The sequence below is a fragment of the Faecalibacterium sp. I4-3-84 genome (assembly GCF_023347255.1).
GTDB classification, from domain to species: domain Bacteria; phylum Bacillota; class Clostridia; order Oscillospirales; family Ruminococcaceae; genus Faecalibacterium; species Faecalibacterium taiwanense.
Genome location: NZ_CP094466.1, coordinates 645,944 through 672,383 on the forward strand (window position 1 = coordinate 645,944; position 26,440 = coordinate 672,383).

The 26,440-nt window shown below is 49.4% G+C and carries 24 protein-coding genes and 1 tRNA gene; 6 read left to right on the forward strand and 19 right to left on the reverse strand.

The window, feature by feature from the left end; genetic code table 11:
* Positions 1 to 27: 27 nt before the first annotated feature.
* The 16 genes from MTP41_RS03195 to MTP41_RS03275 form a co-directional block, all read right to left on the reverse strand.
* A complete protein-coding gene (locus tag MTP41_RS03195) occupies positions 28 to 981 on the reverse strand; it encodes a glycosyltransferase family 2 protein (protein ID WP_249236186.1) in 954 nt (317 codons plus the stop codon).
* An 86-nt stretch (positions 982 to 1,067) separates the two neighbouring features.
* Positions 1,068 to 2,279 (reverse strand): Coenzyme F420 hydrogenase/dehydrogenase, beta subunit C-terminal domain, encoded by a 1,212-nt coding sequence (locus MTP41_RS03200; RefSeq protein WP_249236187.1) that lies wholly within the window; start codon positions 2,277 to 2,279, stop codon positions 1,068 to 1,070.
* A gap of 43 nt (positions 2,280 to 2,322) precedes the next feature.
* Positions 2,323 to 3,105: a Coenzyme F420 hydrogenase/dehydrogenase, beta subunit C-terminal domain gene (locus MTP41_RS03205; protein ID WP_055260476.1), complete on the reverse strand. Its 783-nt coding sequence runs from the start codon at positions 3,103 to 3,105 to the stop codon at positions 2,323 to 2,325.
* The gene (locus MTP41_RS03210; RefSeq protein WP_249236188.1) at positions 3,090 to 3,494 is read right to left on the reverse strand and encodes a 4Fe-4S dicluster domain-containing protein; all 405 of its coding nucleotides are present in this window, start codon (positions 3,492 to 3,494) and stop codon (positions 3,090 to 3,092) included. Before MTP41_RS03210 ends, MTP41_RS03205 begins: the two co-directional genes overlap by 16 nt.
* A gap of 23 nt (positions 3,495 to 3,517) precedes the next feature.
* On the reverse strand, positions 3,518 to 4,654 hold the full coding sequence (locus MTP41_RS03215; RefSeq protein ID WP_249236189.1) for a glycosyltransferase: 1,137 nt from the start codon (positions 4,652 to 4,654) through the stop codon (positions 3,518 to 3,520).
* 63 nt (positions 4,655 to 4,717) lie between these two features.
* Complete coding sequence (locus MTP41_RS03220) at positions 4,718 to 5,887, reverse strand: polysaccharide pyruvyl transferase family protein (protein WP_249236190.1); 1,170 nt, start codon at positions 5,885 to 5,887, stop codon at positions 4,718 to 4,720.
* Between the two features lie 27 nt (positions 5,888 to 5,914).
* Complete coding sequence (locus MTP41_RS03225) at positions 5,915 to 6,562, reverse strand: glycosyltransferase family 4 protein (protein WP_249236191.1); 648 nt, start codon at positions 6,560 to 6,562, stop codon at positions 5,915 to 5,917.
* Positions 6,540 to 7,229, reverse strand: a complete 690-nt coding sequence (locus MTP41_RS03230; protein ID WP_249236192.1) for a hypothetical protein — start codon at positions 7,227 to 7,229, stop codon at positions 6,540 to 6,542. The genes MTP41_RS03225 and MTP41_RS03230 overlap by 23 nt, the downstream gene beginning before the upstream one ends.
* A complete protein-coding gene (locus MTP41_RS03235) occupies positions 7,229 to 8,410 on the reverse strand; it encodes a radical SAM protein (RefSeq protein ID WP_055260470.1) in 1,182 nt (393 codons plus the stop codon). The genes MTP41_RS03230 and MTP41_RS03235 overlap by 1 nt, the downstream gene beginning before the upstream one ends.
* Complete coding sequence (locus tag MTP41_RS03240) at positions 8,403 to 9,419, reverse strand: acyltransferase family protein (protein WP_249236193.1); 1,017 nt, start codon at positions 9,417 to 9,419, stop codon at positions 8,403 to 8,405. Before MTP41_RS03240 ends, MTP41_RS03235 begins: the two co-directional genes overlap by 8 nt.
* Positions 9,420 to 9,443: 24 nt before the next feature.
* Positions 9,444 to 10,643 (reverse strand): glycosyltransferase, encoded by a 1,200-nt coding sequence (locus MTP41_RS03245; RefSeq protein ID WP_249236194.1) that lies wholly within the window; start codon positions 10,641 to 10,643, stop codon positions 9,444 to 9,446.
* A gap of 3 nt (positions 10,644 to 10,646) precedes the next feature.
* Positions 10,647 to 11,771, reverse strand: coding sequence for a glycosyltransferase family 4 protein (locus tag MTP41_RS03250; RefSeq protein ID WP_249236195.1), 1,125 nt, complete (start codon positions 11,769 to 11,771; stop codon positions 10,647 to 10,649).
* 321 nt (positions 11,772 to 12,092) lie between these two features.
* Positions 12,093 to 12,533, reverse strand: a complete 441-nt coding sequence (locus MTP41_RS03255; RefSeq protein ID WP_442900334.1) for a glycosyltransferase family 4 protein — start codon at positions 12,531 to 12,533, stop codon at positions 12,093 to 12,095.
* Positions 12,534 to 13,438: 905 nt separating this feature from the next.
* Entirely contained in the window at positions 13,439 to 14,470 is a 1,032-nt protein-coding gene (gene gap / locus MTP41_RS03265) for a type I glyceraldehyde-3-phosphate dehydrogenase (protein WP_005945602.1), read from the reverse strand.
* 198 nt (positions 14,471 to 14,668) lie between these two features.
* Positions 14,669 to 15,454: a hypothetical protein gene (locus MTP41_RS03270; protein ID WP_120020566.1), complete on the reverse strand. Its 786-nt coding sequence runs from the start codon at positions 15,452 to 15,454 to the stop codon at positions 14,669 to 14,671.
* Positions 15,454 to 16,824: a citrate synthase gene (locus MTP41_RS03275; protein ID WP_120080071.1), complete on the reverse strand. Its 1,371-nt coding sequence runs from the start codon at positions 16,822 to 16,824 to the stop codon at positions 15,454 to 15,456. Before MTP41_RS03275 ends, MTP41_RS03270 begins: the two co-directional genes overlap by 1 nt.
* 246 nt (positions 16,825 to 17,070) lie before the next feature.
* On the opposite strand from MTP41_RS03275, the gene spoIID reads away from it, so the two are divergent.
* Positions 17,071 to 18,075 carry a stage II sporulation protein D gene (gene spoIID / locus MTP41_RS03280; RefSeq protein ID WP_249236196.1) on the forward strand — a complete coding sequence of 335 codons (1,005 nt, stop codon included), beginning with the start codon at positions 17,071 to 17,073 and terminating at the stop codon, positions 18,073 to 18,075.
* A 53-nt stretch (positions 18,076 to 18,128) separates the two neighbouring features.
* Here spoIID and MTP41_RS03285 read toward each other — a convergent pair whose 3' ends face one another.
* On the reverse strand, positions 18,129 to 19,148 hold the full coding sequence (locus MTP41_RS03285) for an alpha-hydroxy-acid oxidizing protein (protein WP_005945594.1): 1,020 nt from the start codon (positions 19,146 to 19,148) through the stop codon (positions 18,129 to 18,131).
* Between the two features lie 259 nt (positions 19,149 to 19,407).
* Between MTP41_RS03285 and MTP41_RS03290 the strand changes: the two genes are divergently transcribed.
* A tRNA-Ser gene (locus tag MTP41_RS03290) sits at positions 19,408 to 19,499 on the forward strand.
* 117 nt (positions 19,500 to 19,616) lie between these two features.
* A complete protein-coding gene (locus tag MTP41_RS03295) occupies positions 19,617 to 20,492 on the forward strand; it encodes a hypothetical protein (RefSeq protein ID WP_118526262.1) in 876 nt (291 codons plus the stop codon).
* Positions 20,493 to 20,555: 63 nt separating this feature from the next.
* Here MTP41_RS03295 and MTP41_RS03300 read toward each other — a convergent pair whose 3' ends face one another.
* The gene (locus tag MTP41_RS03300) at positions 20,556 to 21,284 is read right to left on the reverse strand and encodes an ATP-binding protein (protein ID WP_097775294.1); all 729 of its coding nucleotides are present in this window, start codon (positions 21,282 to 21,284) and stop codon (positions 20,556 to 20,558) included.
* 86 nt (positions 21,285 to 21,370) lie between these two features.
* On the opposite strand from MTP41_RS03300, the gene MTP41_RS03305 reads away from it, so the two are divergent.
* Positions 21,371 to 22,021: a Crp/Fnr family transcriptional regulator gene (locus MTP41_RS03305; RefSeq protein WP_249236197.1), complete on the forward strand. Its 651-nt coding sequence runs from the start codon at positions 21,371 to 21,373 to the stop codon at positions 22,019 to 22,021.
* A gap of 71 nt (positions 22,022 to 22,092) precedes the next feature.
* Here MTP41_RS03305 and MTP41_RS03310 read toward each other — a convergent pair whose 3' ends face one another.
* The gene (locus tag MTP41_RS03310) at positions 22,093 to 22,902 is read right to left on the reverse strand and encodes an RICIN domain-containing protein (protein WP_249236198.1); all 810 of its coding nucleotides are present in this window, start codon (positions 22,900 to 22,902) and stop codon (positions 22,093 to 22,095) included.
* 373 nt (positions 22,903 to 23,275) lie between these two features.
* On the opposite strand from MTP41_RS03310, the gene MTP41_RS03315 reads away from it, so the two are divergent.
* Both MTP41_RS03315 and MTP41_RS03320 read left to right on the forward strand, forming a co-directional pair.
* Positions 23,276 to 24,658: an MATE family efflux transporter gene (locus MTP41_RS03315; protein WP_249236199.1), complete on the forward strand. Its 1,383-nt coding sequence runs from the start codon at positions 23,276 to 23,278 to the stop codon at positions 24,656 to 24,658.
* 141 nt (positions 24,659 to 24,799) lie between these two features.
* Positions 24,800 to 26,419 carry a DUF5046 domain-containing protein gene (locus MTP41_RS03320; RefSeq protein ID WP_249236200.1) on the forward strand — a complete coding sequence of 540 codons (1,620 nt, stop codon included), beginning with the start codon at positions 24,800 to 24,802 and terminating at the stop codon, positions 26,417 to 26,419.
* Positions 26,420 to 26,440: the final 21 nt, after the last annotated feature.

The following is a 26,440-nucleotide window of genomic DNA, read 5'->3' on the forward strand; positions in this document are numbered from 1 at the left end:
TCTCTGCAGCACGTTTTTTCAAGATAATCATTTTGAAACACACCTCATAAATTTATACAAAAGAATGCAATATTTTATAGATAAAACACCAAACACTTGTTTTTTGTCCATATATGAAAGCACTGATTTAAAACTAGTAGATTTAATTTTATCAATAACTAGCTGATACTCCTTTTTGTATTGATCTCTGAAAGGATACATCCTACGTAGAACAGTGTAGTATGCAATCAATAATTGATATCTTGCAAAGACTTCCAAATTATTACGGCCTTTAAGTTCTTCATATATTCTATCCGCAAAGTACAGTGAATCGAACCATCTTTCAGAGAAGGATTGATTAGTCACCGAATTTTCCCTGCAATAATAATAATACAATTTTTCAGCACAATAGACTATTTTTTTACTTTTCAGCAGAGATCTAAATACAAAATATTTATCTTCATTTATCTTCTTACCTTCTTCAAAATGAACATCCTCGATCGTAGAAGCTTTAAACAACTTATTCCATGCGCCCGACTCAATTTTTTGGCCCAACAACAGCCATTCTATCGCCTGATCAACAGTAATTTCCTCATAATTGCAATGATACTTTTGCTTCTCCTCTTGCTTTTTTTCAAAAATCCTATCAACTCCACACACAGATATATCTGAATCAGTTTTCCTTGCTTGAGTATATAAAATCTCAAGCATTCTGCAATCAAGTTCATCGTCAGCATCTATAAAAATAATATAGTCACCTGTTGCATTTTGCTTTCCTACATTACGAGCTTTTGATACGCCTTGATTATCTTGATTTATTATGATAATGCGCTTATCAATCTCTTGTAATCTATAGCATTCAGCAAGAGATTGATCATTAGATCCGTCATTTACGACAATAACTTCTATATCTTTCAATGTTTGTTGCAAAACTGAATTTAAAGTATCAACTATATAATTTCCTGCGTTATAGACAGGGATAATAACACTAATATGTGGCATTGGTGTCCTCCCATAGAATCATTCTATTCAAAAATCTTACACTCTCCATCTTCAAATATGTGTGTGAATAAATCGAAGCAATCCAATTACTTATTCTCAACAACCTCAACTTTTTTTCCTTTATTTAAATGGCGTGCAACAGTTATTAGGCCTGTTTTGAATAGAAATCTTTTAGATTTTTCAATTATTTTATCCTTTAATGTAATTGGATCAATTTTATTCAAAGCCTTATCAATTGGATAATGTTCAGCCAGCTGGTAAAATTCAGCCCGCCTAGGATGTGGTTTTGCACTATTGCAAACCATAACACCATTTTCCGTCACAAGACTATTTACATCTTCTTCTTGTATTTCAATATGTGATTTTATGGCCTCTAAAATCTTTCCACCTTTTTCAGTATGCACAAATATTGATGAATACCCTCTATTATCATCTTTTCTTCCGGTGATTTTTGAATATTCATAACAATCAAAGACAGTGATATCGCTTGGTCTTTCTATTCCTTTAAAAGCACATGCTGCGCAAGATGGTCTTGATGAGATTTCTCTTACAAACGCCTTCATGTATGGATCGACTCTACCAGACCCATAGTAGGTTTTTCCATTTGCAAAATCTATTTTCATCGTGCTCGTGTGATACCCATATGTTTTATGTTTAAAACGGGCTCCAACTATTTTCGAGCTGTATTTGTTTTCCATATACTTCACATAGTTATCCCACAAGCCAGGCGATGGTACACCTCGGCAAACAAAATCCACACATAAAAGGTTATCTGGTTTTTTCCTTAAAAAGCTTAGCAGCCCTGCCACTTGACAAGGTGTCCCAGAAAACAAAATAGTCGTGCCTTCTTTTAATTCTTTTTTAATATCTTGAAAAATGTTTCCAAGATCACTTTGAACAAATTTAGAGCCTCGCATCTCCTGCAACTGTTGCTTTGTAGTAGCCCTTTTACACACTACTCTCATGTTATTGTCGTATCCAGCTCCATAAACTATACCATTCTGCTCAAGGATATAATCAGCTAGAGCTGTGAATGCACCACCAGAGGTACTCTCATAGAGAATTTTGTTATCTTTAATTCTAATAATATAGCCTTCTGTTTTTTCAGATATTACCGTTTTTTTATTAAGAATCGGGCATGCTCTTTCGCATGCTCCACATTCAATACAACGTCTCATATCAATTTTAGGATACAGAAAACCTTCTTCGTCAGGAACCATCGTAATTGCACTTTTAGGACAAGAACTTGCACAGGCAGTGCAGCCACAACAATCCAATTTGCTCTTTATTTGAATCATATATCCTCCTGAATCCAAATCATTCAGAAGCAATAACAGATTCTCATTTCTTGTTCTTCAGAAACTTATACACACCCATCCGATAAAAGATTCCTTTAGATTTCTCTATTAAATAATCCCTTATTCTGATTGGTACAAACTTTTGTATATGTGCTCTTAGGGTTTCTTTATCCAAATTCAGATAGTATTCATCTCGTCTTGGATGAGGCTCTGCTGAATGGCAAATCATCGTGCCATCCAATTCTATAGCCTTTTCCAAATTTGTTGCATAAAGCTCATACCTGTCTGCAATTCTATCCAGAATCCTTTCTCCCTTTGAAGACTGCACGATCAGATTAGTAAAGCCTTTATCATCATCAACAAGACCTTCCACTAAGTTATTTGCATGCCAGCAATCATAAATAGTGAAATCACTACATCGTTCCACTGATTTAAAGTGACATTGATAGCAACTTGGTCTTGACGAAATTTCAGCAAAGAAACTCTTAAGCATTGGATCCACACGGGCGCTTCCATAATAAACAAACTGATTTTTGAATCTTATACGCATGGTGCCACTGTGATATCCATATGTTTTATTTCTGAAAACAATATCATCTATTTCTGAATGATATTTGTCTTTTTGTTCGTCTAAATATTTTTTCCAAAGTTTCGGCGACGGTGTACCATGGCAAACCAAATCTACGGTTACCAGATTATCGTATTCTTTTCTCAGATATGATTTTAATCCATACACCTGACACGGCGTTCCAATAAAGCACACTTTCGTTTCTTGCATCAAGTGTTTTTTTATTTCAGAAAAGCAATCGCCTAAATCGCTCTGCACGTATTTTGAACCTCGAAATTCTTCTGCCCCCCGGAAATTTTATGAATTACCTTATATTCTTCATTATAAGTTGCGCCACAAATAACACCTCCCTGATTTAGGATCCATTCGCCTAACGGTGTTACAAATCCTCCAGAGGTACTTGTAGAAACAATTTCTACGTCCTTTGCTCTGAGTACGTATGCTTTTCTATCAAACATTTTAGACTCGATTTTATTTTCAATAGGACAAGCAGAATCGCACAATTTGCAATCTATACACTTTGAAATTTCCACGAATGGATATAAAAAGCCCTCTTGATCCTGCTGCATACTTATAGCTTTTTTCGGGCATACACTATAGCATGCCGTACATCCACAGCAATCTGCTTTATTCTTCACTACAATCATTAAGCACTTTCTCCTTCCATCCTTTATAGTTTTTCAGCAACATTCAAATACAGTTGTGCAAGTGTATCTGCTGTCTGCTGAATATCATAACCTGCCTGCTCCAATATTTTTCTTTCACTTTTCCTTTGCACATTCATATACTTCAAAACATGTTCCGCCCACACATCAGGTTTTTCTTGAAGAGAAAGGAATTCTGTATTTGAAGTTAAGCCTACTTCTTTTGTTATTGCATCTGAGAAAACACATGGCAATCCGCTCGCCTGTGCCTCAACCCCCGTGACCGGAAGACCTTCATGTAAAGATGGCATTACAAAAACATCCATTGCCTGCCACATTTTATTCATTTCATTTGAAGCTCCATAAAAAATTACAGCGTCTTCAATTCCTAATGTCCTAGCCTTATTTTTCATCGCTTCTTGTAGTTCACCAACGCCAAATAAAAGTAACACAGTATTTGGATTTTTTCGGTGTACTGCTTGAAAGATGTCCAGCAAAAAGCTGTGATTTTTTTGATCAGAAAACCGTCCAGCGTGTCCTACAACATACTTACCTTCCAGATTCAGCTTTTTTCGTATTTCTCGACGAATAGCTTCATTATAATCATATTTCTCCAAATCAATTCCATTCGGAAGTACTGAATACCTACCAGATTCAATAATCGACCTCGGAAATAGAAATCTTGCAGCTAGTTCTGAACAGCCATAAAAGTTATCGCAAAAGAGTGGAATTAATGGCTTTAAGATTTTGCTCATAAATCGAATTCCATTACCTGCTGCTCCAAAGCCAGCATTGTGACTATGTATTGTAATATATTGAACCCCACCCAATTTTGCGCCAATAATATTTGTCATATCTGCTGCACAATCCGCATTATAATGTAGGATTTTAATATGATTTCTCTTGCAGACTTTCCGAATTTCATTAATTCTCCAAATTCTTCTAAAAGGTCTAAATTTCACATTATCCGCTGAGGCAACATACTTTTTACTTCCCAATGAAAGAACTTTGTCTTCCATAGGTTCGTGCCTATCATGAAAAACAAGATAGTCAAAATTTATTTTAGATCTGTCCAGGTGTTCCTGGATATGAATCATCATATTAGTTACACCTCCAACACCAAGCGGAGATGTCACCAATACTCTAACTACTTCATTATTCATATAATATTTATCCTTTCGCGGCGACAATCTCATGCATTATTTCATATTCCTATTTCGGCACGATTACACACGCTTTCTAATTTCTTTCAATACAGTCTTTAAATATTGATCTGTTACCATCTTAAGGTTTTTATACTTTTCCCCTACAGCTTTATAGTCAATATCATCTTTTACAACGTCTGATAAGTCCATTCCATTTTTATAGCGCCGACTTTCTAGACCAAAATTCACACACAGGGTATCAATACGAGAATTTTTTGAAAAGCTGGAATTTTCAGCATATCTGTTAAATACCACAAACTGCTTTTCATTAAGAATAGAAAATGCTGTTCCGTGGAAAGAATCCGTGCAGACATACTCTGCATTTCGCAGAAGATTTAGAAATCTTTCTGGACTCACATCATACGGAGCAAAGTCTCCAAAGTTTTCATCTTCTTCTACATACTGATCCATGTGTCGTAACGCAACGACTTTCATGCCCTTGTCATGAGCTAATTTCTTTACTGCATTGCGATATTCCTGTGTGGCACCAAGGAAGTATGCAAAAATATATGGCTCATTGATTTCTCTCTTATTAGGAATTCTCTCCAGCCATTCTTTTTTACTCAAAAAGAAAACAGGATCTAAAATCGTAGGAACATCTCGACCAGTCAGTTCCTTGACAATCTCACTTCCTCGATTTTCACGCATACTAATGTATTCGATGCGGTTCAAATACTGTACCGTTCTTTTCCTTTGATACCACGGAATTTCCTTTACTCCAAAACTAGAAGCAATTGAAATTTTTAGCGTGTCATCCGGAACAAACATCAAATTGTAATAATTCGTCGGCAATCCTGCCGGACTCCAAAGCTGATCGCTTCCTGTTATAACCGCCGAATATTTCTTTCCACCCTCGCATAATGCCGCATAGCCGATATACTCATCGGAGAAATCCTTAAAAGCCCATTTTTTGAAACTCGCAAATGCTTTCATACGAACTTCATTGTTTTTTGCATACTCAGGATGCTTTTTCAGACTAAGCTTTCTCTGAATTCCCTCATACCTGCTATTAAACCAAACTGCATTAAAAAGACGCGGCACGTCTTTCAGTGCTTCTGTCATAGTCTTCTTTCTAGTATATCGAACCAGCTCATACTCAATATTCTGATTTTCCAAATAACTAACAGTTGCATATGCTTGCAATATGCCTCCGTAATTTTCATGCATATATTTTATGCATACTCCAACCATTTTAACCTCTCCTCTATGCTGCACATCTTACTCTTTCAGCAGTTCCTCATATATTGCCTGATACTTCTCGTTTTTTTTCTGCCAGGTATACTTTTCTGCTTTCTTTCGTGCGTTTTTTCCACGCCTTGTTACTTCATCAGGATAAGCAATACATTCAAGAATTGCCTTTTTTAAATTCTCAATGTATTCCTCTTTCGAGTTTCCTCCATAAAGCCAACCGGTGTTTTCATCAAAAAGAGTTGCTCCGCCAAACTTATTAATGGTGATAACCGGAATACCTTTTGACATTGCCTCCAGTAAGACCGTGCCTGTCGTCTCTCGAATGCTCGGCATAATAAATACATCCGCACCTGCATATTCCTTTTCCATTTCCATATAGGGAATAGAACCCATGCAGTGCACATGCTCAGACAAGTTCAGGTCTTCCTTACCGCGTTTACGTAGATGCTCAAGTTCCGGGCCATCGCCTACAACTCTAACCTGATATCTAGTCTCCTGCGGAATTCTCATCAATGCATCAAAAAGAAAATCCAAGCCCTTTCGATATATCATTCTTCCAGCAACCAGAAAGACGCATTCTTCATTTCTGCCCTTTTCATTGCAATTATCTTTAATATCATTTATATCTACCGCAACCTCAGTCACTGGCTCATCACTTACATTGTAATTCTTCATTCACTTTTTCCTTTTCTGTCCAGTTCACCAATTCGTCCGGTCTTAATCCGTTATCAAAGACTAATTCATACGGACAGTTTAGTTCTGCCCCCTCTACGAGGAATTCTTGAGTCTCTTTATTTGCAAACATAATATAGTCGCAGCGATTTAGTTTGCCAGTGATTCTCAGTTTAAAACGATACCAGCGATTTATCCCTGAGCGAACGACTTCAATGATTTCATGCCCCTTTGCGTAATCTTTTAATCCATTAGGCAAAGACTCTCCTCCGCCAAGTGGTCCGCAGACGAATTTGATATTTGCTATCTTTCCATAGTCTCCAATTGCACGGAATTCAATTGGCGTAATCTGATGAATAACGTCAATTTTTTGATCCGCACAGATTTTTTTTGCGAGAGGAAGTACCCGTCTATTCCACACATTAAGTCTTCCAGAATACATAAATCCCTTGAAGATTTTTTTGTAAAAATTAGGGATGTCAACATAATAAAACTTTATATTTTCAAGTGGGTGACTCTGCAAATATTTTTCGACTGGTTCACGTTGTTCTTCTTTTGTAATTACATAAACTTTATTTGTTTTTGAACTTTCATAAGGAACGCACCAACCGATTTTATCTTCACTTCCAGCAAAAGGGTTACATGAATAAGCTATATACAGGATATTCATCACTTCGTCTCCATCTGCTGTGCAATATCAGCATCCACGATTTCCTCGCCAGTCTTATGCTTCAGCTGCTCCTTGGATGCTTCACTCAGACCGTTGTTGATCACGCAGTTCATATCGCAGGTACTGCACTTATCCAGTTCCTCTTTGGTAACTTTTCCATCACGGTAGTCACGGCAGATTTTCAGCTCATACATGCTGTACGGATGCTTTGTGAACAGAGCCTTGAACTTATGAACCAGAACCCAGGTAGCAGGCTTCCAGATGTACTTGTGCATAGCCGGGGAAACAGAACCGATCATCCAGCAATCGCGGTCACAGCAACGAACCTTCGCACGAACCTTCTCTGCTTCAGGGCTGTTCCACAGCTCATCCCAGGTCTGATTGTTCAAGTTACCCATGACCTCTTTATCCTTGGTGCCGTTGCAAGGCATAACATCGCCATACGGATCAATGAAGAAGGTATCAAAGCTCATGTCGCAAGGCAGCAGACGCTTCTGGCCGTAGATGTAGTTGATCAGGCCGTGGTTGAAGTAAGCACGGAACCACTTCTTCGGGCTATTGCTGCGGAGTAGTTCATTGACCAAATTCTCGAAGTTCTTTGCAACCATCGGACGATCGTGGATGATGTTCTTCGCCTCAACGAAGTAGAAGCTGTTATGCAGAGAAGCAGTTGCAAACTCCATGCCCATCTCGTCAGAGATCTTGTACAGCGGAACCAGGTCAGGAGCGTTCTTGTCCTGAACGGTCATACCGAAGCCAACGTCCTTCATGCCCATTTCACGCAGCTTCTTCAGTGTGCCGTAACCACGCTGGTAGCCGTTCTGCAGGCCACGAATCTCATTATTGGTCTGCTCCAGACCCTCGATAGAGATACGAATACCGATCTGAGGGAACTCCTTACACAAATCAACGATACGATCTGTGAAGAAACCGTTCGTGGAAATAACGATACGGTCAGACTTCTTGTACAGTTCACGCACGATATCTTTCAGGTCAGTACGGATGAACGGCTCGCCGCCGGTGATGTTTGTGAAGTACATCTTCGGTAGCTTCTTGATGGTCTCGATGCTGATTTCCTCTTCCGGCTTGGAAGGTGCCTTATAACGGTTGCACATAGAGCAACGAGCATTGCAACGATAAGTGACGATGACCGTACCATTTAACTTCTTTTCTTCAGACATGATTAACTCTCCTAACTCTTTCTTTTAAGAATGTTTCGATTTTATTTAAGAACCACTTGGCACATACCGAGAACACAACCGAACCGCAGATAACTGCAACAGCTGTAAAGATATATGCCAGCAGACCGTTTCCAAATAGATGAACAAGGTGTAACTTTTCAAACACACGATAAATTACCATGTGGCACAGGTAAATCTCGAAGCTGATACCGCCGAGGAACTTGACAATTGGATTGACCAATACCCCCCTCCGATTGCAGCCAATGGTATAAATCAATGCTGCCACACAGAAAAGCAACATCATGAGCGTATAGCCACCTACGGCAAAATAGACAACCGTGGCAATCAGCAGAATCGCTCCGGCGATAACCTTGTGCTTCGATGCGAACTCAGCCAGCTCTTTCCGATAGAGGAAGATCAATCCACCAGCGATAAAGTAAATCGCATCATAAACAATATTGCCTCTTCCTGCGCTGAAATAGGAAGAACACAGCCAGTTAAACATCAGTGCCGCAACTGCTACGCCCCACGCCCTCTTCTTATTTCCAATCAGGAAGCAGAAAAACGGGAACAGCATGTAGAACACAAAAATAACCGCCAGTGTCCAACTCACACCAATGACCGTAATATTCGCATTTGGCAGAAGTCCCTGACATAAAGTCAAGTTTGCGAAAACTTCAAACAAGGATTCCTTGCTTGGTGAAATCACAAAGTCTAACCCACAGAGCAATGCAAAGTACGGCCAGATTTTGATGTACCGTTTCTTGTAGAAATCCTCTACGCTGATCTTCTGGTCAATAATTTTCTGGTAATAGCCACAGCACATGCCAAAACCGCTGACCATCATAAAAAGGAAAACGAGGTTTGTGAATGATGGTATTAGCCGTTCAAACACAAATCCTCCTATCCCATATTCTCCATTTGCGAGGACGTGCATCAGTGCAATGCCAATGATGGCATATGCCTTCAAACCGTCAATTCCCTCGTATCGTTCCGCTTTTGTAGCCACAAATTCTCTCCTCACATACCAGTCTTACTGATACACCTTCATAATTTTCTCGTAATACTCATCAATGGTATCGAAGCTAATATCCTTACAGTTCGCACTGTACTCCGCACACAGCTTCTTATCACCCCAGAGCTTCTCGATCTTCTTCTTCAGATCTTCAGCATTACCACTCTCGAACAGCTCGCCGGTCTTGCCAACCTGAATCAGTTCCGGGATGCCGCCGATGTTTGCACCCAGCACCGGCGTGCCGTACATCTGGGATTCCATCACAGAGAACGGGCAGTTCTCATACCACTCAGACGGGTAGATGGAGAACCGTGCCTCACGGATGAGCTTTTCCAGTGCCTCGCCTTTCTGGAAGCCAACGTTCTTGATATTCTTAATACCATTTACCGTCTCTTCCAGAGGACCGGTGCCAGCGAAGATGAACTGTACATCCGGCAGATCCTTGCAGACCTTGATGAGTGTGCCGATGCCTTTCTCCTCGGAGAAGCGGCCAAAGTAAAGGACGTAGTCTTTTTTCTCCGTCTCTTTCCACTCCACCTTGTCGATGAAGTTGTGCATTGCCACAGTCTTCGTTGCAAACAGCGGGTTGCTGTCCATTTTGCTCTTCATGAACTCCGAGCAGCAGATCATGGTGTCAATGTACTTATAGGTACCTTTCCACTTCCAGAACTCGGCTTCCATCATGCCGATGGCAGATTTTGCCGTGGAACCGTGGATGCACTTGCCTTTCATGCAGTTCACGAAATGGCCGCCGAGGCACTTCTCACAGTTCTGGTGGGTGTTTGGATTGTTCAGCATGTGGTTCGGGCAGACCAGCTGGTAGTCATGTGCCGTGAAGATGATCTTGCAATCTCTTCCGGTCTCCTTACGCCACTTCACAATTTCCAGGATGATGGAAGGTGTCAGCTGGTAGTTGAAGTTGTTCAGGTGACAGACATCCGGCTTGAAGTCGTCCAGAACTTTCCGCAGCTGCACTCTTGCTTCCTTGCTGTAGATGGTCTTGATCGGGTAGGTCAGCTTGCTCAGTTTGCTGCCACCGTGGAAGTCCATATCAGATGTATAAGCATTGACCCGGTTGCCCACGCAGCGGCCTTCATGCTCCATACCGAAGTACTGAACCTCATGTCCGTGCTGCTCTAGCGCCTCACCCAGCTTAAATATGTAGGTTTCTGATCCACCGTTTGGATATAGAAATTTATTTATTATCAATACTCTCATCTATTATTTTCTCCTGTACAGTTTCATCGTTTCCTTTACAACTTTATCCCAGTTGTATTTCTCGCAGATAAAGTCAGCTGCCTGATTCTTCATTCTTATAACCATTTCTGGATGGTCACAGGCATCTTGCAATTTTTCTCGCAAGTCCTCTACATCTGACTTTTTGAAAATCAATGCCTTATCTTCCACAACCTCTGCACATTCTGGAATATCGGATACCAGACAGCAATTGCCGTAGCTCATCGCCTCCAGCAGACTTAATGGCATTCCTTCCAGATCGGACGGCAACGTGTAAATGTAAGCGTTGCTGTACAGTTCATCCAGCATTGCTCCCTGCACAAACCCAGTAAAGAGAATCCGATCGTCACCCTTCGCCAGTTCTTTCAATTCCTCCATAAAGGAATCCGTATCACTAGAGCCACCTGCGATGACCAGTTTTTTATCTGTCTTGACATTCTTGAATGCCTCAACCAGATATCGAATCCCCTTCTCCGGCACCAGACGACCGAGGAACAGTATGTAGGAATCCTTTTCCAGTCCAAAATGATCCGTGATCAGCTTTGCCTCCCGAACCTCTGGCCGATTGACACCATTAGGGATAAAATGTGTCTCCCTTCCGTAGGTCTCCATGAAATATTTCTGAACGCCTTTGCTTAGAACAATGATTTCATCTGCATATTTCACAGCATTTTTTTCACCCTGCCGGATAAATTTTGATCCAACGCCAAATTTCCATTTTTCGCGGGCCCAGTCCAAACCGTGAATAGTGCTGATTACACGCTTGCCAAAAAGTTTTGGTATCCAACAGAAAAAAGCAGGACCTTCCGCATGGATATGCACCACATCATATCTTCCAAATGCACTACAAAGTGCTGCGAAAAAGGAAGAGCTTACCGCTGCAAGTCCCTTCTTCTCAATGGTCGGAACAACCTTTTGACGGATGCCATCATATTCAATTGTTTTATCATACTCTGCACCGCTCACATGATGGCCTGCTCTATTGTAGCAAGTTATATCACAACCATTCTGTGCCATTCGGGTGCATAACTCTTTTACAACAATCTCTATCCCGCCTTCACGAGAAAGACGTTTCTGTCCGAAAACCGCAAGTCTGATTTTTTCTTCCATTACTTCTCTCCAACCGTCATTCCATAGTTTCTATTCTTGTCCTAGGCTTATACACAATCCCAGCAGTTCTTTTCCTTAAATTGTCATGCTCGTCTTTCACTATTCACCTTTCCTACTTCATAGCACAACAACAAGCCTGTATACAGATTGCAGCAACAATCTATACGCAGGCTTGTCCTCATACCTCCTCATTCTGTTTTCTGCTCTATCAGCTTTCGCTGTGGTGGGTTAAGTATAGAGCGCAACCAGAAGCCATCAACCCCTGAAAACACGCTGGCCATAACGCACCATGACAAGCAGAAACAAGTTGAGGTGAAAAGGTCAAGCCGCGCAAACCCGCATGAAATCAGGCTTTTCTCTGGTTGTCCATATTATTTCACACTCCCCATGGATGGTAACCACCACCCTTTTACCGAACATTTTGGGCAGCCATGAGAAGAAGGCCGGTCCCTCTGCGTGGATATGCACTACATCGTATTTTCCAAACGCACTATAAAGAGCCGCGAAGAATGAAGAACTTACCGCCGCGAGTCCGCGCCGTTCAATAGTCGGAACAGACTTCTGACGGATTCCCTCGTACTCCGTTTTACCAGCATCGTCATATTCTGCACCACTCACATGATGGCCTGCTCTATTGTAGCAGGTCACGTCACAACCCTTCTGTGCCATTCGGGTGCAGAGCTCTTTGACAACGATCTCTATTCCGCCTTCTCTCGATAATCGCTTCTGTCCGAACATCGCAATTGCAAGTTTCTTACTCATAAATCTTTCCCACAATCCCACTCAATTTCTTCATCAATATCTCAGCCAACACAAAGAGCGGATAGGCTAGCTCGCCTGTCCGCTGGCTGTCACCCCACCCTCATGGTCGAGATTTCTTCCTGTGCGGCATTTCTGCCACACAAAAAGATCATTCGTTCATTCTTCGGGTAAGAAAATATGAACTTCGAGTCGCGGAGCCTTTCATTCTCTGCCGTACCCTTGTCCCTATTATGACAGCCGCATATTCCGCACCGCTCACATGATGTCCCGATCTGTTGTAGCATGTCACCTGACAGCCCTGCTGCGCCATCCGTGTGCACAGCTCTTTTACCACGATCTCCACGCCGCCCTCTCTCGACCACCTTTTGTGGCCAAAAACAGCAAGCCTCAATTTCTCTTTCATTTTCCCTTTCCCGTCGCTTTCCCCATTTAGGGATCTCATCCCCATACCGTGCCAAACTCCGGCCCGGTTTCCTTTACATCACAAAAAGCCCGGACGCATTTACGCCCAGGTTTTTGACTGATTTACGCCGCAATTCATTGACATTTTATTTCCAGAATCATCAATATCAATTTCATAAATGTATTTATCGACACTAAAAATATTTTACCATTTTTTCCTTTGGGATACAATACTTTTCAGCTGTATCATTGCCTGCTTCATGGCTAAGATTTCCGTACTTTATTCCGTCTTTTTGTTGCAACATATTCATTTTGGAAAGAAACTCGTTCCATTGCTTTTTTCAGCAAAAAAACACCCTTCCCCTCACGGAAACCCGCAAAAGGAAGGGTGTTGAACTCAATATCCTGTTGTCATGCCAATCACAGCATGTTCGTACCGGCAAAGCCGGTATCAACTGTTATTCAGCACGGCACCTCAAGCGCTTTTGAGCGTAGAGCTATGATTAGCAGTTCTCAGCGAAGTACTTAATGGTACGGACCATCTGAGAGGTGTAGGAGTTCTCGTTGTCGTACCAAGACACGACCTGAACCTGATAGGTGTCGTCGTCGATCTTAGCGACCATGGTCTGGGTAGCATCGAACAGAGAGCCGTAACGCATGCCGATGACATCGGAAGAAACGATCTGATCCTCGTTGTAGCCGAAGGACTCAGAAGTAGCAGCCTTCATAGCAGCATTGATGGACTCCTTGGTGACATCCTTGCCCTTGACGACAGCAACCAGAATGGTGGTAGAGCCGGTGGGAACAGGCACACGCTGAGCAGAACCGATCAGCTTGCCGTTCAGCTCGGGGATGACCAGGCCGATAGCCTTAGCAGCGCCGGTGGTGTTGGGAACGATGTTCTGTGCGCCAGCACGAGCACGGCGCAGATCGCCCTTGCGCTGAGGACCATCCAGGATCATCTGGTCGCCGGTGTAAGCATGAACAGTGGTCATGATACCGGAGACGATGGGGTAGGTCTTGTTCAGGGTGTTAGCCATGGGAGCCAGGCAGTTGGTGGTGCAGGAAGCAGCAGAAATGACCTGATCCTCAGCGGTCAGGGTCTTCTCGTTGACGGAGAAGACAATGGTCTTCAGATCGTTGCCTGCGGGAGCAGAGATAACGACCTTCTTTGCGCCAGCCTGAATGTGAGCCATGCTCTTCTCCTTGCTGGTGTAGAAGCCGGTGCACTCCAGAACGACATCAACGTTCAGTTCGCCCCAGGGAGCGTCCTTTGCGTCCTTAACAGCGTAGATCTTGATCTCCTTGCCGTCAACAATGATGGAGTCCTCGGTAGCCTCGACGGTGTGCTTGCCCTCGCCGATCTTGCCGCAGAAAGAACCCTGAGCAGTATCGTACTTCAGCAGGTGAGCCAGCATCTTGGGGCTGGTCAGGTCGTTGATTGCGACGACCTCGTAACCCTCAGCATCAAACATCTGACGGAAAGCCAGACGACCAATACGACCGAAACCATTGATAGCAACTCTAACAGCCATGTTAATAGTACCTCCTAATTATTTTACCCATAATCGGATAAATCACGGTATCTTTATTTTAGACCAAAACGCAGAAAGTTTCAAGTATCTGCCAAAAAATTAACAAGAGATTCACTGCATTTTTTGCTTTTGTACGATTTTAATTCCTTTCATTCCCTGCTTTTCGGCAATTGCGCCAACAGAGTGCCAACATTTTTGTCAGCTCTCCCCGTTCAAGCAGGCTGCAGCGCACGCTCCGCCAATGCCGCCCACGCAGCAAAGGCCCAGTCCGGCAAAGATCTCCGGCCAGACAGCCGGTGTGGCCCAGCTCAGGCCGCTCATCAAAACCAGTACGTAGGGCAGCTGCCAGCACAGGCAAAGTGCAAATGCGGCAAGCCCGGCTGCGCACAGTGTTTTGCCATTGCCCGGCTGCGGGACATGCAGCGCCCGGGCCAGCGCTGCCAAAAACACCAGTGCCGCAAGCGCCTGCCACACCGCCGCTGTAGGGGTCACGCGGTGCCAGCTGGAGCTGTTCTCCATAAAGCGCAGCAGCACGTTCCAGTAGAACAGCAGACTGCCCGCCACGGCCAGATACAGCCCGCCAAAGGGCTTTTTCCACTCGTTGGGGCTGAGCCAGCAGCGGCCCATGGTGCTGAGCCACGCGGAGCACAGGCATTCCAGAATGCACCGCACAAAGCCGCCCAGACCGGAAGCTGCGCCCAGCGCGATCTGTGCACCCGCTGCGGCCAGAAAACATACTGCACCGACAAAAGCCAGAATACCGGCCAGCGGCCTGCGGCTACGCACCGCTTCCGAGCGGGAAGGCTGTGTACGGCCCACAAGCACTGCAGCCAGCACCACGATACCCAGTGCCAGATAGCGCCACCACACCGAGCCGACCACGCACAAACCGGTGACGGCATCGGTGCCAAAGGCAAGGTCTGCCGCGCGCAGCACGCCCAGCAGAATGCTCAGGATAAAAACGAACAAAACAGAAGGATTCATCAGCGTTCCTCAATCGGCTTATATTTCTGGCGCACGCCCAGATACTTGTAAGCGGGACGAATGATACGGTTGGCGAATACCACCTCTTCCACGCGGTGTGCACACCAGCCGGGCACACGGGCAATGGCGAACAGCGGGGTGTAGATATCCTCAGAGATGCCCAGCATGTTGTAGATCAGGCCGCTGAACAGGTCCACGTTGGCGCACACCGGCTTGGTGCTGCCCTTTTCCTCGGCAAAGATGCCGGGGGCCAGCCGTTCGATGCTGCACAGCATATTATACTCTTCCTCAAAGCCTTTGTCGTAGGCCAGATGGCGGGCGCGCTGCTTCAGGACCACTTCACGGGGGTCGCTGATGGTGTACACCGCGTGGCCCATGCCGTAGATCAGGCCGGAGCCATCGCCCGCCTGCTTGCGCAGGATGCGGCGCAGATACTCGCGCACCTCATCGTCGTCCTCGGGGTTTTCCACATGCTTGAGGATATCCTTCAGCTGACGGTTCACCATCAGGTTGGCACCGCCGTGCTTGGGGCCCTTCAGTGCACCGATGGCCGCCGCGATTGCGGAGTAGGTATCGGTGCCGGAGGAGGACAGCACACGGGTGGTAAAGGTGGAGCAGTTGCCGCCGCCGTGGTCGGCGTGCACCAGCAGGCACATATCCAGCAGCTTTGCTTCCTCGTGGGTGAACTTCTGGTCCGGACGGTAGGTGCTGAGGATGTGCTCTGCCGTGCTCTGGCCGGGCTTGGGCAGGTGGAAGAACATGCTCTGCTTATCGTAGTAGCGGCGTTTCATCTGGTAAGCGTTCACCATCATGGTGGGCATGCTGGCGATCAGATTGATGCTCTGGCTCAGGATGTTCTCCAGACTCAGATCCTCGGCGTGCTCATCGTAAGAGTAAAGGCCCAGCACGCAGCGCTGCAGCTTATTCATGATATTGGGCGAGGGGGCGTTCATGGTGTCCATGAAGCCTTCCGGCAGGGCGCGGTGCTCTGCCAGGATCTCACAGAAATCGTCCAGCTGCTCCCGGTTGGGCAGACTGCCGAACAGCAGCAGCCAGATCACCTCTTCAAACACAAAGCGGTCATTGCGGTAGGCCTCGTCCACGATCTCGTTGATGTTCACGCCGCGGTAGATCAGCTTGCCGGGAGTGGGGATCACATGGCCTTCCTGATCCTTTTTATAGCCTACAACGTCGCAGACGTTGGTCAGGCCGGCCAGCACACCGGTGCCATCCGGGTTGCGCAGGCCGCGCTTGACCCCCAGACGTTCGCTCGTCTCCGGATCGATGTAGTTGTTGGCAACATATTCCTCACACAAAGTCCGCATTGTGTTCGGGTCCAGCGTTGCCACCTCCGAATGTGCAAAATTCATAAGGGGAATTCTCCTTTCATCCTATTTATATACTTTCCCGCCCACCCTCAATGATGGGTATAATTCTATATTATCGCTTTTGACGAGTAAATTCAAGCATCAACTGCACCGTTCAGCGCACAAAAAGCCGGTTTGGTGCTTTTTTGCGCTTGCACCACAAAAGGCTTTTTCCCTGTTTCGCATCTTTTTTCAGGGTATATCCGGTATTCTGATTAAAAAAACACCGCTGTCGGAGGGTTTGGGACTATGAAAAAGTTTTTTCTGCCAATCTTTGCGGTCCTGCTGGTGCTGGGCAGCATTCTGCCGCTGGCTGCCTACCGGATCACACGCGCCGTGCTCAGTGGGGCAGAGCCCGCATCTTCTGCCGTATCTTCGCCTGCAGCATCTGCGCAGCCGCCAAGTGCCGTGCCTTCTGCGGATGCCGAGACCTTTCTGGTGGAGGATCAGGCCACCGGACAGGTGTTGGAGCTTTCCCGTCAGGAATACGTTCTGGGTGCTGTCGCCGCCGAGATGCCGGTGAGCTGGCCGGACGAAGCGCTCAAGGCACAGGCCGTTGCCGCCCACAGCTATGCGCTCTACTGCCGGGATCACACCACCCTGCAAAGCGGCGCCTGGCTCACTGCCGACCCAGCCCGGCGGCAGGGCTGCCTGACCGAGCCGGTGCTGCGCAGCTACTGGGGCACCGCCTACGAGCAGAATTACGCCCGCCTCGCCGCCCTTGTGGACGAGGTCTTGGATGAGATACTTTATTATGAGAATGTTCCTGCCTGCGCCAGCTACTTTGCCATTTCCAATGGGCAGACCGAGGCCAGCGAAAATGTATGGGGTTCCGCCCTGCCCTACCTCATTTCAGTGGACAGCAGCACCGACCGTTCCGCTGACAACTACGAATACACCGTCACCTTTTCCGCAGAGCAGGTGCAGCAGGCCCTTGCAGGCCTTGGCATTTCTGCCGATCTCGTCGCGCCGGAGGTCTGGTTCGGCCCGGCAGAGCTGACCAGCGCCGGATACACAAAAACCGTCACGGTCTGCGGGCAGACCGTTTCCGGCACGACCCTGCGCCGGGCGCTGGGCCTGCGCAGCACATGCTTTACGGTACAGTACCAGAGCGGGAATTTCAGCTTTGTCACCCGGGGTTACGGCCACGGTGTGGGCCTGAGCCAGTGGGGCACAAAGGCCATGGCGGAGCAGGGCAAGAGCTATGCCGATATTCTGGCACACTACTACCCCGGCACGCAGCTGCAAGAATGAAAAAGCGGCCCGCACCGCAAAGGCACAGGCCGCTTTTCTATTCACTCTTTTTCTTATACCCGCACCATATCCGGGGTGATCTCGGCCAGAGAATGCGCACCGCACATCTGCATGGTGTCAGCCAGCTCACCGGCCAGCTTATCAATGTAGCACTTCACGCCTTCCTCGCCGCCGCCATACACAGCCGTGACGAACGGGCGGCAGATCAGCACGCCGTCTGCACCCAGTGCCAGTGCCTTGAACACATCCACACCGGTGCGGATGCCGCCGTCCACCAGGATCTTCACGCCGGTGCCCTTGAGGGCTGCTGCGATCTCCGGCAGCACCTCGGCAGTGGCCGGGCACTGATCCAGCACGCGGCCGCCGTGGTTGGACACCACGATAGCAGCCGCGCCGGCTTCCTTTGCCTTCAGTGCGCCCTTAACGGTCATAACGCCCTTGACGATGAAGGGGCGCTCGGCCAGCTTGACGATCTCGGCAAGCTCTGCCACGCTCTTGCTGCCTGCGGGCGGAGTCATGTTCTTCAGGAAGGGCAGACCGGCTGCATCCACATCCATGGCCACGGCAAAGCAGCCGCTGGCCTTGGCCTCGGCCATCTTTTCCTTAATTGTATCAATGTTCCAGGGCTTGATGGTGGGCACGCCGCAGCCGTTTGCTGCGCCAATGGCCTTGGTGGCCATCTCCATAACGGTGGGGTTGGTGCCGTCGCCGGTAAAGGCAGCGATGCCGTTCTCTGCACAGGCGCGCACCAGCACATCATTATAGGTCATATCGGTATAGGCTTCGGAGTAGTGCAGGTTCACAGCACCCACCGGGCCTGCAAAGAACGGGTACTTGAAGCTCTTGCCAAACAGCTCAATATGGGTGTCCGGGGTGCCGCCCTCGCACAGGGTGTCCATGTTCACGCGGATCTCGGCCCACTTATTATAATTGCGGATGGCCGTATCGCCCACGCCCTTGGCACCGGGGCCGGGGATCTGGTTTTTGCAGGCCACGCCGTTGCACACCGGGCAGGCCTTGCAGTATTTTCCGATGCACTCACGCGCATTCGCCAGCACTTCAGGATAAGTCATAATAAAATATCCTCCTTTTATTCCTTTTCTGCAGGGCAAACTCTCTCCGCAGCACTCTCTGCCCCCCATCATAGCCCGGTTTTCAGTCGTCGTCAAGGGTTTTGCACGGTTTTCAGTGCAAAGTTCGGAGGCCAGAAACGCAGGCACGTGCTTTTTGAAAAAATACAATTTTTTTCAAAAAAATCCTTGACAAAAGTGCTTCTTTCAGGTATTATAGTGGAGCGCTGAGGGCCACGGCCCAAAACGCAGAACCGAATATGGAAAGATGGCTGAGTTGGTCTAAGGCGCACGACTGGAAATCGTGTAACGTGTCAAAAGCGTTCTGGGGTTCGAATCCCCATCTTTCCGCCAGAGATCCGAAACCTTACGGTTTCGGATTTTTTGTTTTTTTCAGCGCTTCTCTGTTCCTCCTTGACTTTTGTCCGCCGTTCCGCTATGCTGAATAAAACATCTGAGGGAGGATTTTTTATGGCATCTTCCAAACGAAAAAAGCACGGCGCGGGCTATGTGGTCCTGATCGCAGTGCTCATTCTTGTACTGCTTGCAGCCGTGGCCGCTGCAACCGGGTACAGTCTGGTAGCCCGCCGGGTGAAAGCGCTGCAGGCAGGCGCGGCCTTTACCTTTGATTATGAGATCACATCCACAGCCGATTCCCCTGCCCTTTACACCATCCTGCAAAAGACAGGCTCCACCAAGGGCACCGTCAACGGCCTGTATGCACCGGACGCACTGCAGCTGAGCATCTCGGCCCCGGATGCCGTTATCCCGGCAGGCCCGCTCACCCGGGTGTATATCAGCAGCAGCGAGACCTTATACGATGTCGGGCAGCTGTACAAAAATATCCGCTCTTCCATCACCGGCAGCTACCCGCTGGCGAGCCTTCTGCTGCCGGACTGGAGCCTTGGCAGTTATATCTCGCAGGCCCAGCTGGCAAGCCTACTGGGTGTGGACACCACAGCCACCAGCCTGCAGGACATGACCGAGTTTGAGCTGCCGCAGAAAAAGCTGCAGCGCGTACAGCCGGAAAACGCAAAGGATGGCTACCTTTATTTTCAGCTGGATACCGGTGATGCCAGCGCCAATGCACCGGTACTTGTTATCGGGCTGGAAAAGAGCAGATTCTTTGCGGATGCCATCCCGGTGCACATCCTGCTCACCATCCCGGAACACGGGGTCAGCATCCAGCTCACTGGCACCGTGAGTGCCCAGACCGTGGTACTCACTGCGCCCACATCCCGCATGAAGGACGAAGACATCCAGACGCTGGTGCAGATCCGCGATACCATCCAGAGCGTGCTGCAGTTCGTGCAGACCGCTGCCAACAGCGTACAGAACGCGGGCTGATCTTTCCGCAAACATCAAAAGCCAGAAACGGCAGCAGTCGTTTCTGGCTTTTGTTCTGTCATTTTACCGGTCGAGGATGCGGCCATCGGTGGAGAAGGTGACTACATTCCACGGGATGAACTTGCCGCTGTTCTTCAGAGCAGTGATGGCAGCGTGCTCCAGCCCGCCGCAGCAGGGCACCTCCATGCGCAGCACGGTCACGCTCTTGATATCATTGCTGCGGATGATCTCGGTCAGCTTTTCGCTGTAATCCACAGCATCCAGCTTTGGGCAGCCGATGATGGTCACATGGCCCCTCATGAACTCCTCGTGGATATTGGCGTAGGCATAGGCGGTGCAGTCGGCGGCGATCAGCAGCTTGGCACCGTCAAAGTAGGGCGCGTTCACCGGCACCAGCTTGATCTGGCAAGGCCACTGTGCCAGCTGGGACTGCATGGGCACTGCGGCTGCGGCAGGTGCGGTCTGCTCACGGTGGAACTGTTTCATCATGCTGCCCGGGCAGCCATGGAACGCCGGTGCGGCGGGCTGTGCCTGCTGCTGGGCGGCAGCGGCCTTTTTCTGCTTGTTTTCCAGCACAGCCTGCTCGTCATAAGCGGCGGCTTCGCGCTCGGTAAAGGTGATGGCACCGGTGGGGCATCCGGGCAGGCAGTCGCCAAAGCCGTCGCAGTAGTCGTCCCGCATCAGCTTGGCCTTGCCGTTCACAAGGCCGATGGCACCCTCGTGGCAGGCGGTGACGCAGGCACCGCAGCCGTTGCATTTTTCTTCGTCTATATGAATGATTTTGCGGATCATGGAAAAATCCTCCTTGCTTTGATGTTCTGAGTATACTATAATCAGACCGTGCTTTCGGTTGTTATAACCACAGAAAGAGGATTTTTATGAAAAAGATCGCGTCGCCCCTATTTCAGGATCTTTCAGAAGCCGAGCTGGATACCCTTGCCGCTGCCGGGCACCTGCGCACCCGGCAGTTTGCAAAGCACGAGGTCATCTTCCACGCCGGAGGCTTCGTGCGGGAGATCGGCATTGTGCTGCGTGGTTCCGTGCACATTGAAAATCTGGATCTCTGGGGCACCAAAAGCATCCTGAGCAGCGCAGGTGCCGGGCAGGCCTTTGCCGAGACCTACGCCTTTTGCGGCGAGGCCTTGATGGTGGATGCTGTTGCGGCCGAACATTGCGAAATACTGTTCCTGCACACTGCCGCCTTTACCGATGCGCGGATCGAGCCAGCGCTGCAGGACAAGCTGCTGCGCCGCCTGCTGGCGGTGTCCATGCGCAAGAACCTCAGCCTTTCGCAGCGCATCTTCTGCACAACGCCCAAGACTGTGCGCGGACGGCTGCTGACCTATTTTTCCGCACAGGCAGCACGCTGCGGCAGGATGGCGTTCGAGGTGCCCTTCAACCGCCAGCAGATGGCCGACTACCTCAATCTGGACCGCAGCGCCCTCTCCAAAGAGCTGTGCAAAATGCGGGACGAAGGTTTGCTGGAATTTGATAAAAACCGCTTTGTTTTAAAGCGGCTTCCAGAATAACCAAAAACGCCCGCCGGGCAGGGCTGGACCTCCGGCGGGCGCTTTCATTTTAACAAATCAACAGAACGAGATCAGACCGTCTCCTTCTTCTTGCGGGGTGCGCACTTGCGCTTGGGCTTCTCCGCAGCGGGCTTTTCCTCTGCAGGTACTTCTGCCTTTGCAGGCTCTGCTTTTTCGGCAGCCTTGGCGGCGGTCTTTTTTGCGGCGGTCTTACGGGCAGGCTTTGCGGGCTTTTCTGCCGGTGCTGCGGTCTCTGCCTTCCCCTCTTCTGCAGCTTCTGCCTTGGCGGCAACCGCCTTTTTGGTGGTGCGGGGCTTGCGGGCCGCACTCTTCTTGGCCGGTGCCTTTTCTGCAGCGGGTGCAGCTTCAGCGGCAGCCTCCACAGCAGGTTCCTCGGCCTTCTTTGCGGCACGCTTTGCGCGCTCCTTCACCTCGGCAATGGTCCACAGCTGGTCATCTGCGCCGGACACCTCCTGCCAGATCTGCAGCACGGTGCCAACCGCAGCGCCCATGCCAACGGTGTCCACGCACTTGCCGCCAGCCCAGGAAGAGCGCAGGCGCACAGTTCCTTCCGGGGTGGGCTGAACGGTCCACATCTGAGAGGTACCGCCCACATCCTCCCACAGGTGCAGCCAGGTGCCGTTGGCGGTGCCGGTCATGGTCAGGTCCAGCAGCTTGCCGGATGCGCGGTTGCGGATGCGGTAAACGCCGTCACCCACGCGGATAAAGCTCCACTCCTGCTCAGGCTTATGCTCGTACTTGCCCAGACGGACGGTACCGGCTTCCTTGGTGCCCTCCACGGCCTGAATGACGTTGCCGGTGTGCGCGGCAATGGTGTAAAAGTGATCGGCTTCGATCACGGTCTGTGCAACAGTTTTCATGGTTTGTTCCTCCTATGGATCGCAGCCGCCCGGCTCTGCCTGCGGCTGCCGCTTATATTTTGTATGCAGCCTGTACAGATGCACAGGCTCTTTTGTTTCCCTTATGGTAAATGATACCACATATCGTGATTTTCTACAAGCAATTCGACCAGCCTTTAGCAAAACAGACAAAAACAGTCAAGCTTTCCGTCCGTTTTTCTCCCGCTCCATGGGCATTTCAGGCACCATTCTGTGCCGGTTCGGCTCTCGACTTTTTGCCGCAGCTGCGTTATACTATGGAACGTGCATCCCGTGCACACATTCAAATTATCCGCCGCTCTGCTGCTGGGCGGCTTTTCTTGACCTATTCCTTATGATAAAAGGAGGTTCTTTCATGTCAGCAGACGAGCTCAACATTCAGCAATACAAAAAAATGACCGAAACCCCCATTCCAAAGCTGATCCTCGGTCTTGCCGCCCCTACCATTTTAAGTATGCTCATTACCAGCATCTACAACTTGGCCGATACCTTTTTTGTGGGCCAGATCTCCACCAGCGCTTCCGGTGCGGTGGGCATTGTTTCCAGCCTGATGGCCATTATTCAGGCGCTTGGCTTTACACTGGGCCACGGCTCCGGCACCATCATCAGCCGCAGCCTTGGCAGCCGGAACACTGATGCCGCCACCCGCTTTGCTTCCACCAGCTTTTTTACTGCTCTGGCCGCTGGCGTGGTGCTGGCCGTTGTGGGCCTTGCCACTCTGCCCAGCTTCATGATGCTGCTGGGCAGCACCGAGACCATTCTGCCCCACGCCTGCGCTTATGCACGGCCCATCCTCATTGCAGCCCCGCTTATGATCTCCAGCCTTGTGATGAACAACATCCTGCGCTATGAGGGCAAGGCGAACTTTGCCATGATCGGCCTTGTGACCGGCGGCGTGCTGAACATTGTGCTGGACCCCATCTTTATGTTCGGCTTGGGCCTTGGCACCGCCGGTGCAGGCATTGCTACGGCTCTCAGCCAAAGCATCAGCTTCTGCATCCTGCTGTCCATGTTCCTGCGGGGCAAAACCGTCAGTCAGTTCCGTATTGCTGCCGTCACCCGTGAAGCGCGGGAGTTCGGCATGATCCTGGTGGGCGGCGCGCCCAGCTTTGGCCGCCAGGGCCTGCAGAGCATCGGCGGCATGCTGCTGAACATTGCCGCCCGCAGCTACGGCGATGCCGCTGTGGCCGGCATGAGCATCGTTTCCCGCATTTTCATGTTCATCATCTCGGTAGCCATTGGCGTTGGGCAGGGTCTGCAGCCGGTGGCCGCGTTCAACTACGGTGCGCGCAAATTCCGCCGGGTGCAAAAAGCCGCAGTTTTTACCATGGGTGCAGCCTTTTGTATGCTGGTGGTGCTGGTGAGCCTGTGCTGGGTCAACAGCGATGCCCTCATCCGCCTGTTCCGTGATGACCCGGATGTTACCGCCGTGGCGCTGCCCGCCTTCCACTATCAGTGCCTTGCCATTCTGCTGCAGCCGGTCATTGTGGTGGCAAACATGACCTTCCAGAGCGTGGGCAAAGCCGGGCGCGCCACCTTTCTGGCCTGTTGCCGTCAGGGCGTGTTCTTCATTCCGCTCATCCTCATTCTGCCCCGCACTTTCGGCCTTGTGGGCGTAGAGATCTGCCAGCCCATTGCGGATGCGCTCACCTTTATTGTTTCCCTGCCGTTCCTGCTGGCCTTCCTTAAGCAGCTGGACCGGATGGACGATGCTGAAAAAGCCAAAGTACAGTCCTGAAAGTCTGTCATAAAACTGTAATCAACAGCCGCGTTTTCCTGCAATGGAATGCGCGGCTGTTTCGTATTATAATTGAACTGGAAAACCTTTCCGGCTTTCTTTTAAACTTTGTTTCTTTCCATACTGTAAGGAGTGATCTTTATGAAGCGTAACGTTTGCCGCATAGGCAGCGCTGCTGTATGCGCTGCCCTGTGCCTTGCCCTTGGCTGCAGCTGCAGCGTGCTGCCGCCCGCTTCCGGCAAGCCTGCTGCTCCTGCTTCCTCAGTGCCCACCGATGCACATGGGGATCCGCTTTACGACAGCTCCCGGCTGGACGACGGAAAGCTGCGGATTCTTTACGGTTACGACAATTCCGGCGGTGCCTGCACCGTTCTGTGCGGCAGCAAGGTGCTGTACCAGTCCTTCCGCAGCGAGAACGTGAACCTTCTGCAGGACACCGTGACCGGTGAGACCAACTACTGGTTCCGCACCTGGGCCGACCCGGACGCTTATTGCGGACGGCGCAGCGGCCTGTTTGACAAAGACGGCAATGAAGTCATGACCTTTGAGGGGGAGCAGAACGCCTCCATGCAGAACGGTCTGCTGGTGCTGCAGGAAGCCCACGCCGTGAACGGCAGCTACGAAAACGGCTACGACGATTACGGCACCTGTCAGGTGATCGACCTTTCCACCGGCGAACGTCTGCCCGTGCCGGATGGCGCATACCGCTGCATCGTGTGCGGGGACAGGCTGGTGTTCACCTGCTATGCCCGCCCAGCAGACCTTGCCGAGGACGCATGGGACGATGAACCCGCCCTGCACAGCTGGATCATTATACAGACGAAGGACGGTACACAGACTTACGGCGCAGATGCCACTACTGCTCTGAGCCTTTCCTATGCACCGGACGTTCTGAACGACTGGGTGGAGCTGGACACCTGCCACGCCAGCGGCGAACCAACGGACGAAACGCTCTATAACCCCGCCACCGGCGAAGGCTTCACCGGCTTCCGACAGGTATGCGGCAGCGGCACCGCCTGCTTCGAGACCAGCGATGGCCGCTACGAGCTGCGGGATCTCGCCACCGTGGACCGCACCCTCATTGGCACCTTCGACGACCAGCCCAGCAGCTATTTCCCGGGCTATGTGGTCACATGGCGCACGAGCGGCGGCTTCGGCTATGATCTGCACGACCTTGTTACCGGTGAGGTGACACCGCTGTACGCTTCCAGCGTCATGAGCGACACCATCGCCCTTTACTATGAGGACGGACGGTTGAAGGTGTTCAACACCGAAACCGGCGATTTGATCACTGATACCACCGTGGAGCCAGTGGAGGGCCAGCAAAGCGTGATGATGGATAACAAAGGTGACGGCTACGTCTGGCTGGAGCTGCGGGATAACGATAACTTTGAGACCACCGCCACCCGCGTGTACGGCCCCGAAGGCCTTGTCTCCGACCTGACCCATCTGCAGGACAAGTATTATGCCCTGAACTATCTCATCACCACACCGGAGGGCAGGCCGCTGTACTGTGGCAACGCCAATGCGCCCAGCAGCAACGGCTCAATGTGTGACGTGCTGGATGAAAACGGCAACATTGTGTTCTATGGCCTTGGCAGCTGCTACAGCTACTACGACAACAGCCTGAACCAGCTGCCAGAACACGTGTTCGTTGCAAAACGCGGCTTTTACTACGGCTGGATGGATACGAACGGCAAATGGCTTTACTGCCAAAGCATCTTCTCTTCCATCAACGCCGACGATGAAATGGGCTATTGAGCCAGACTTTGGAGGAACGCC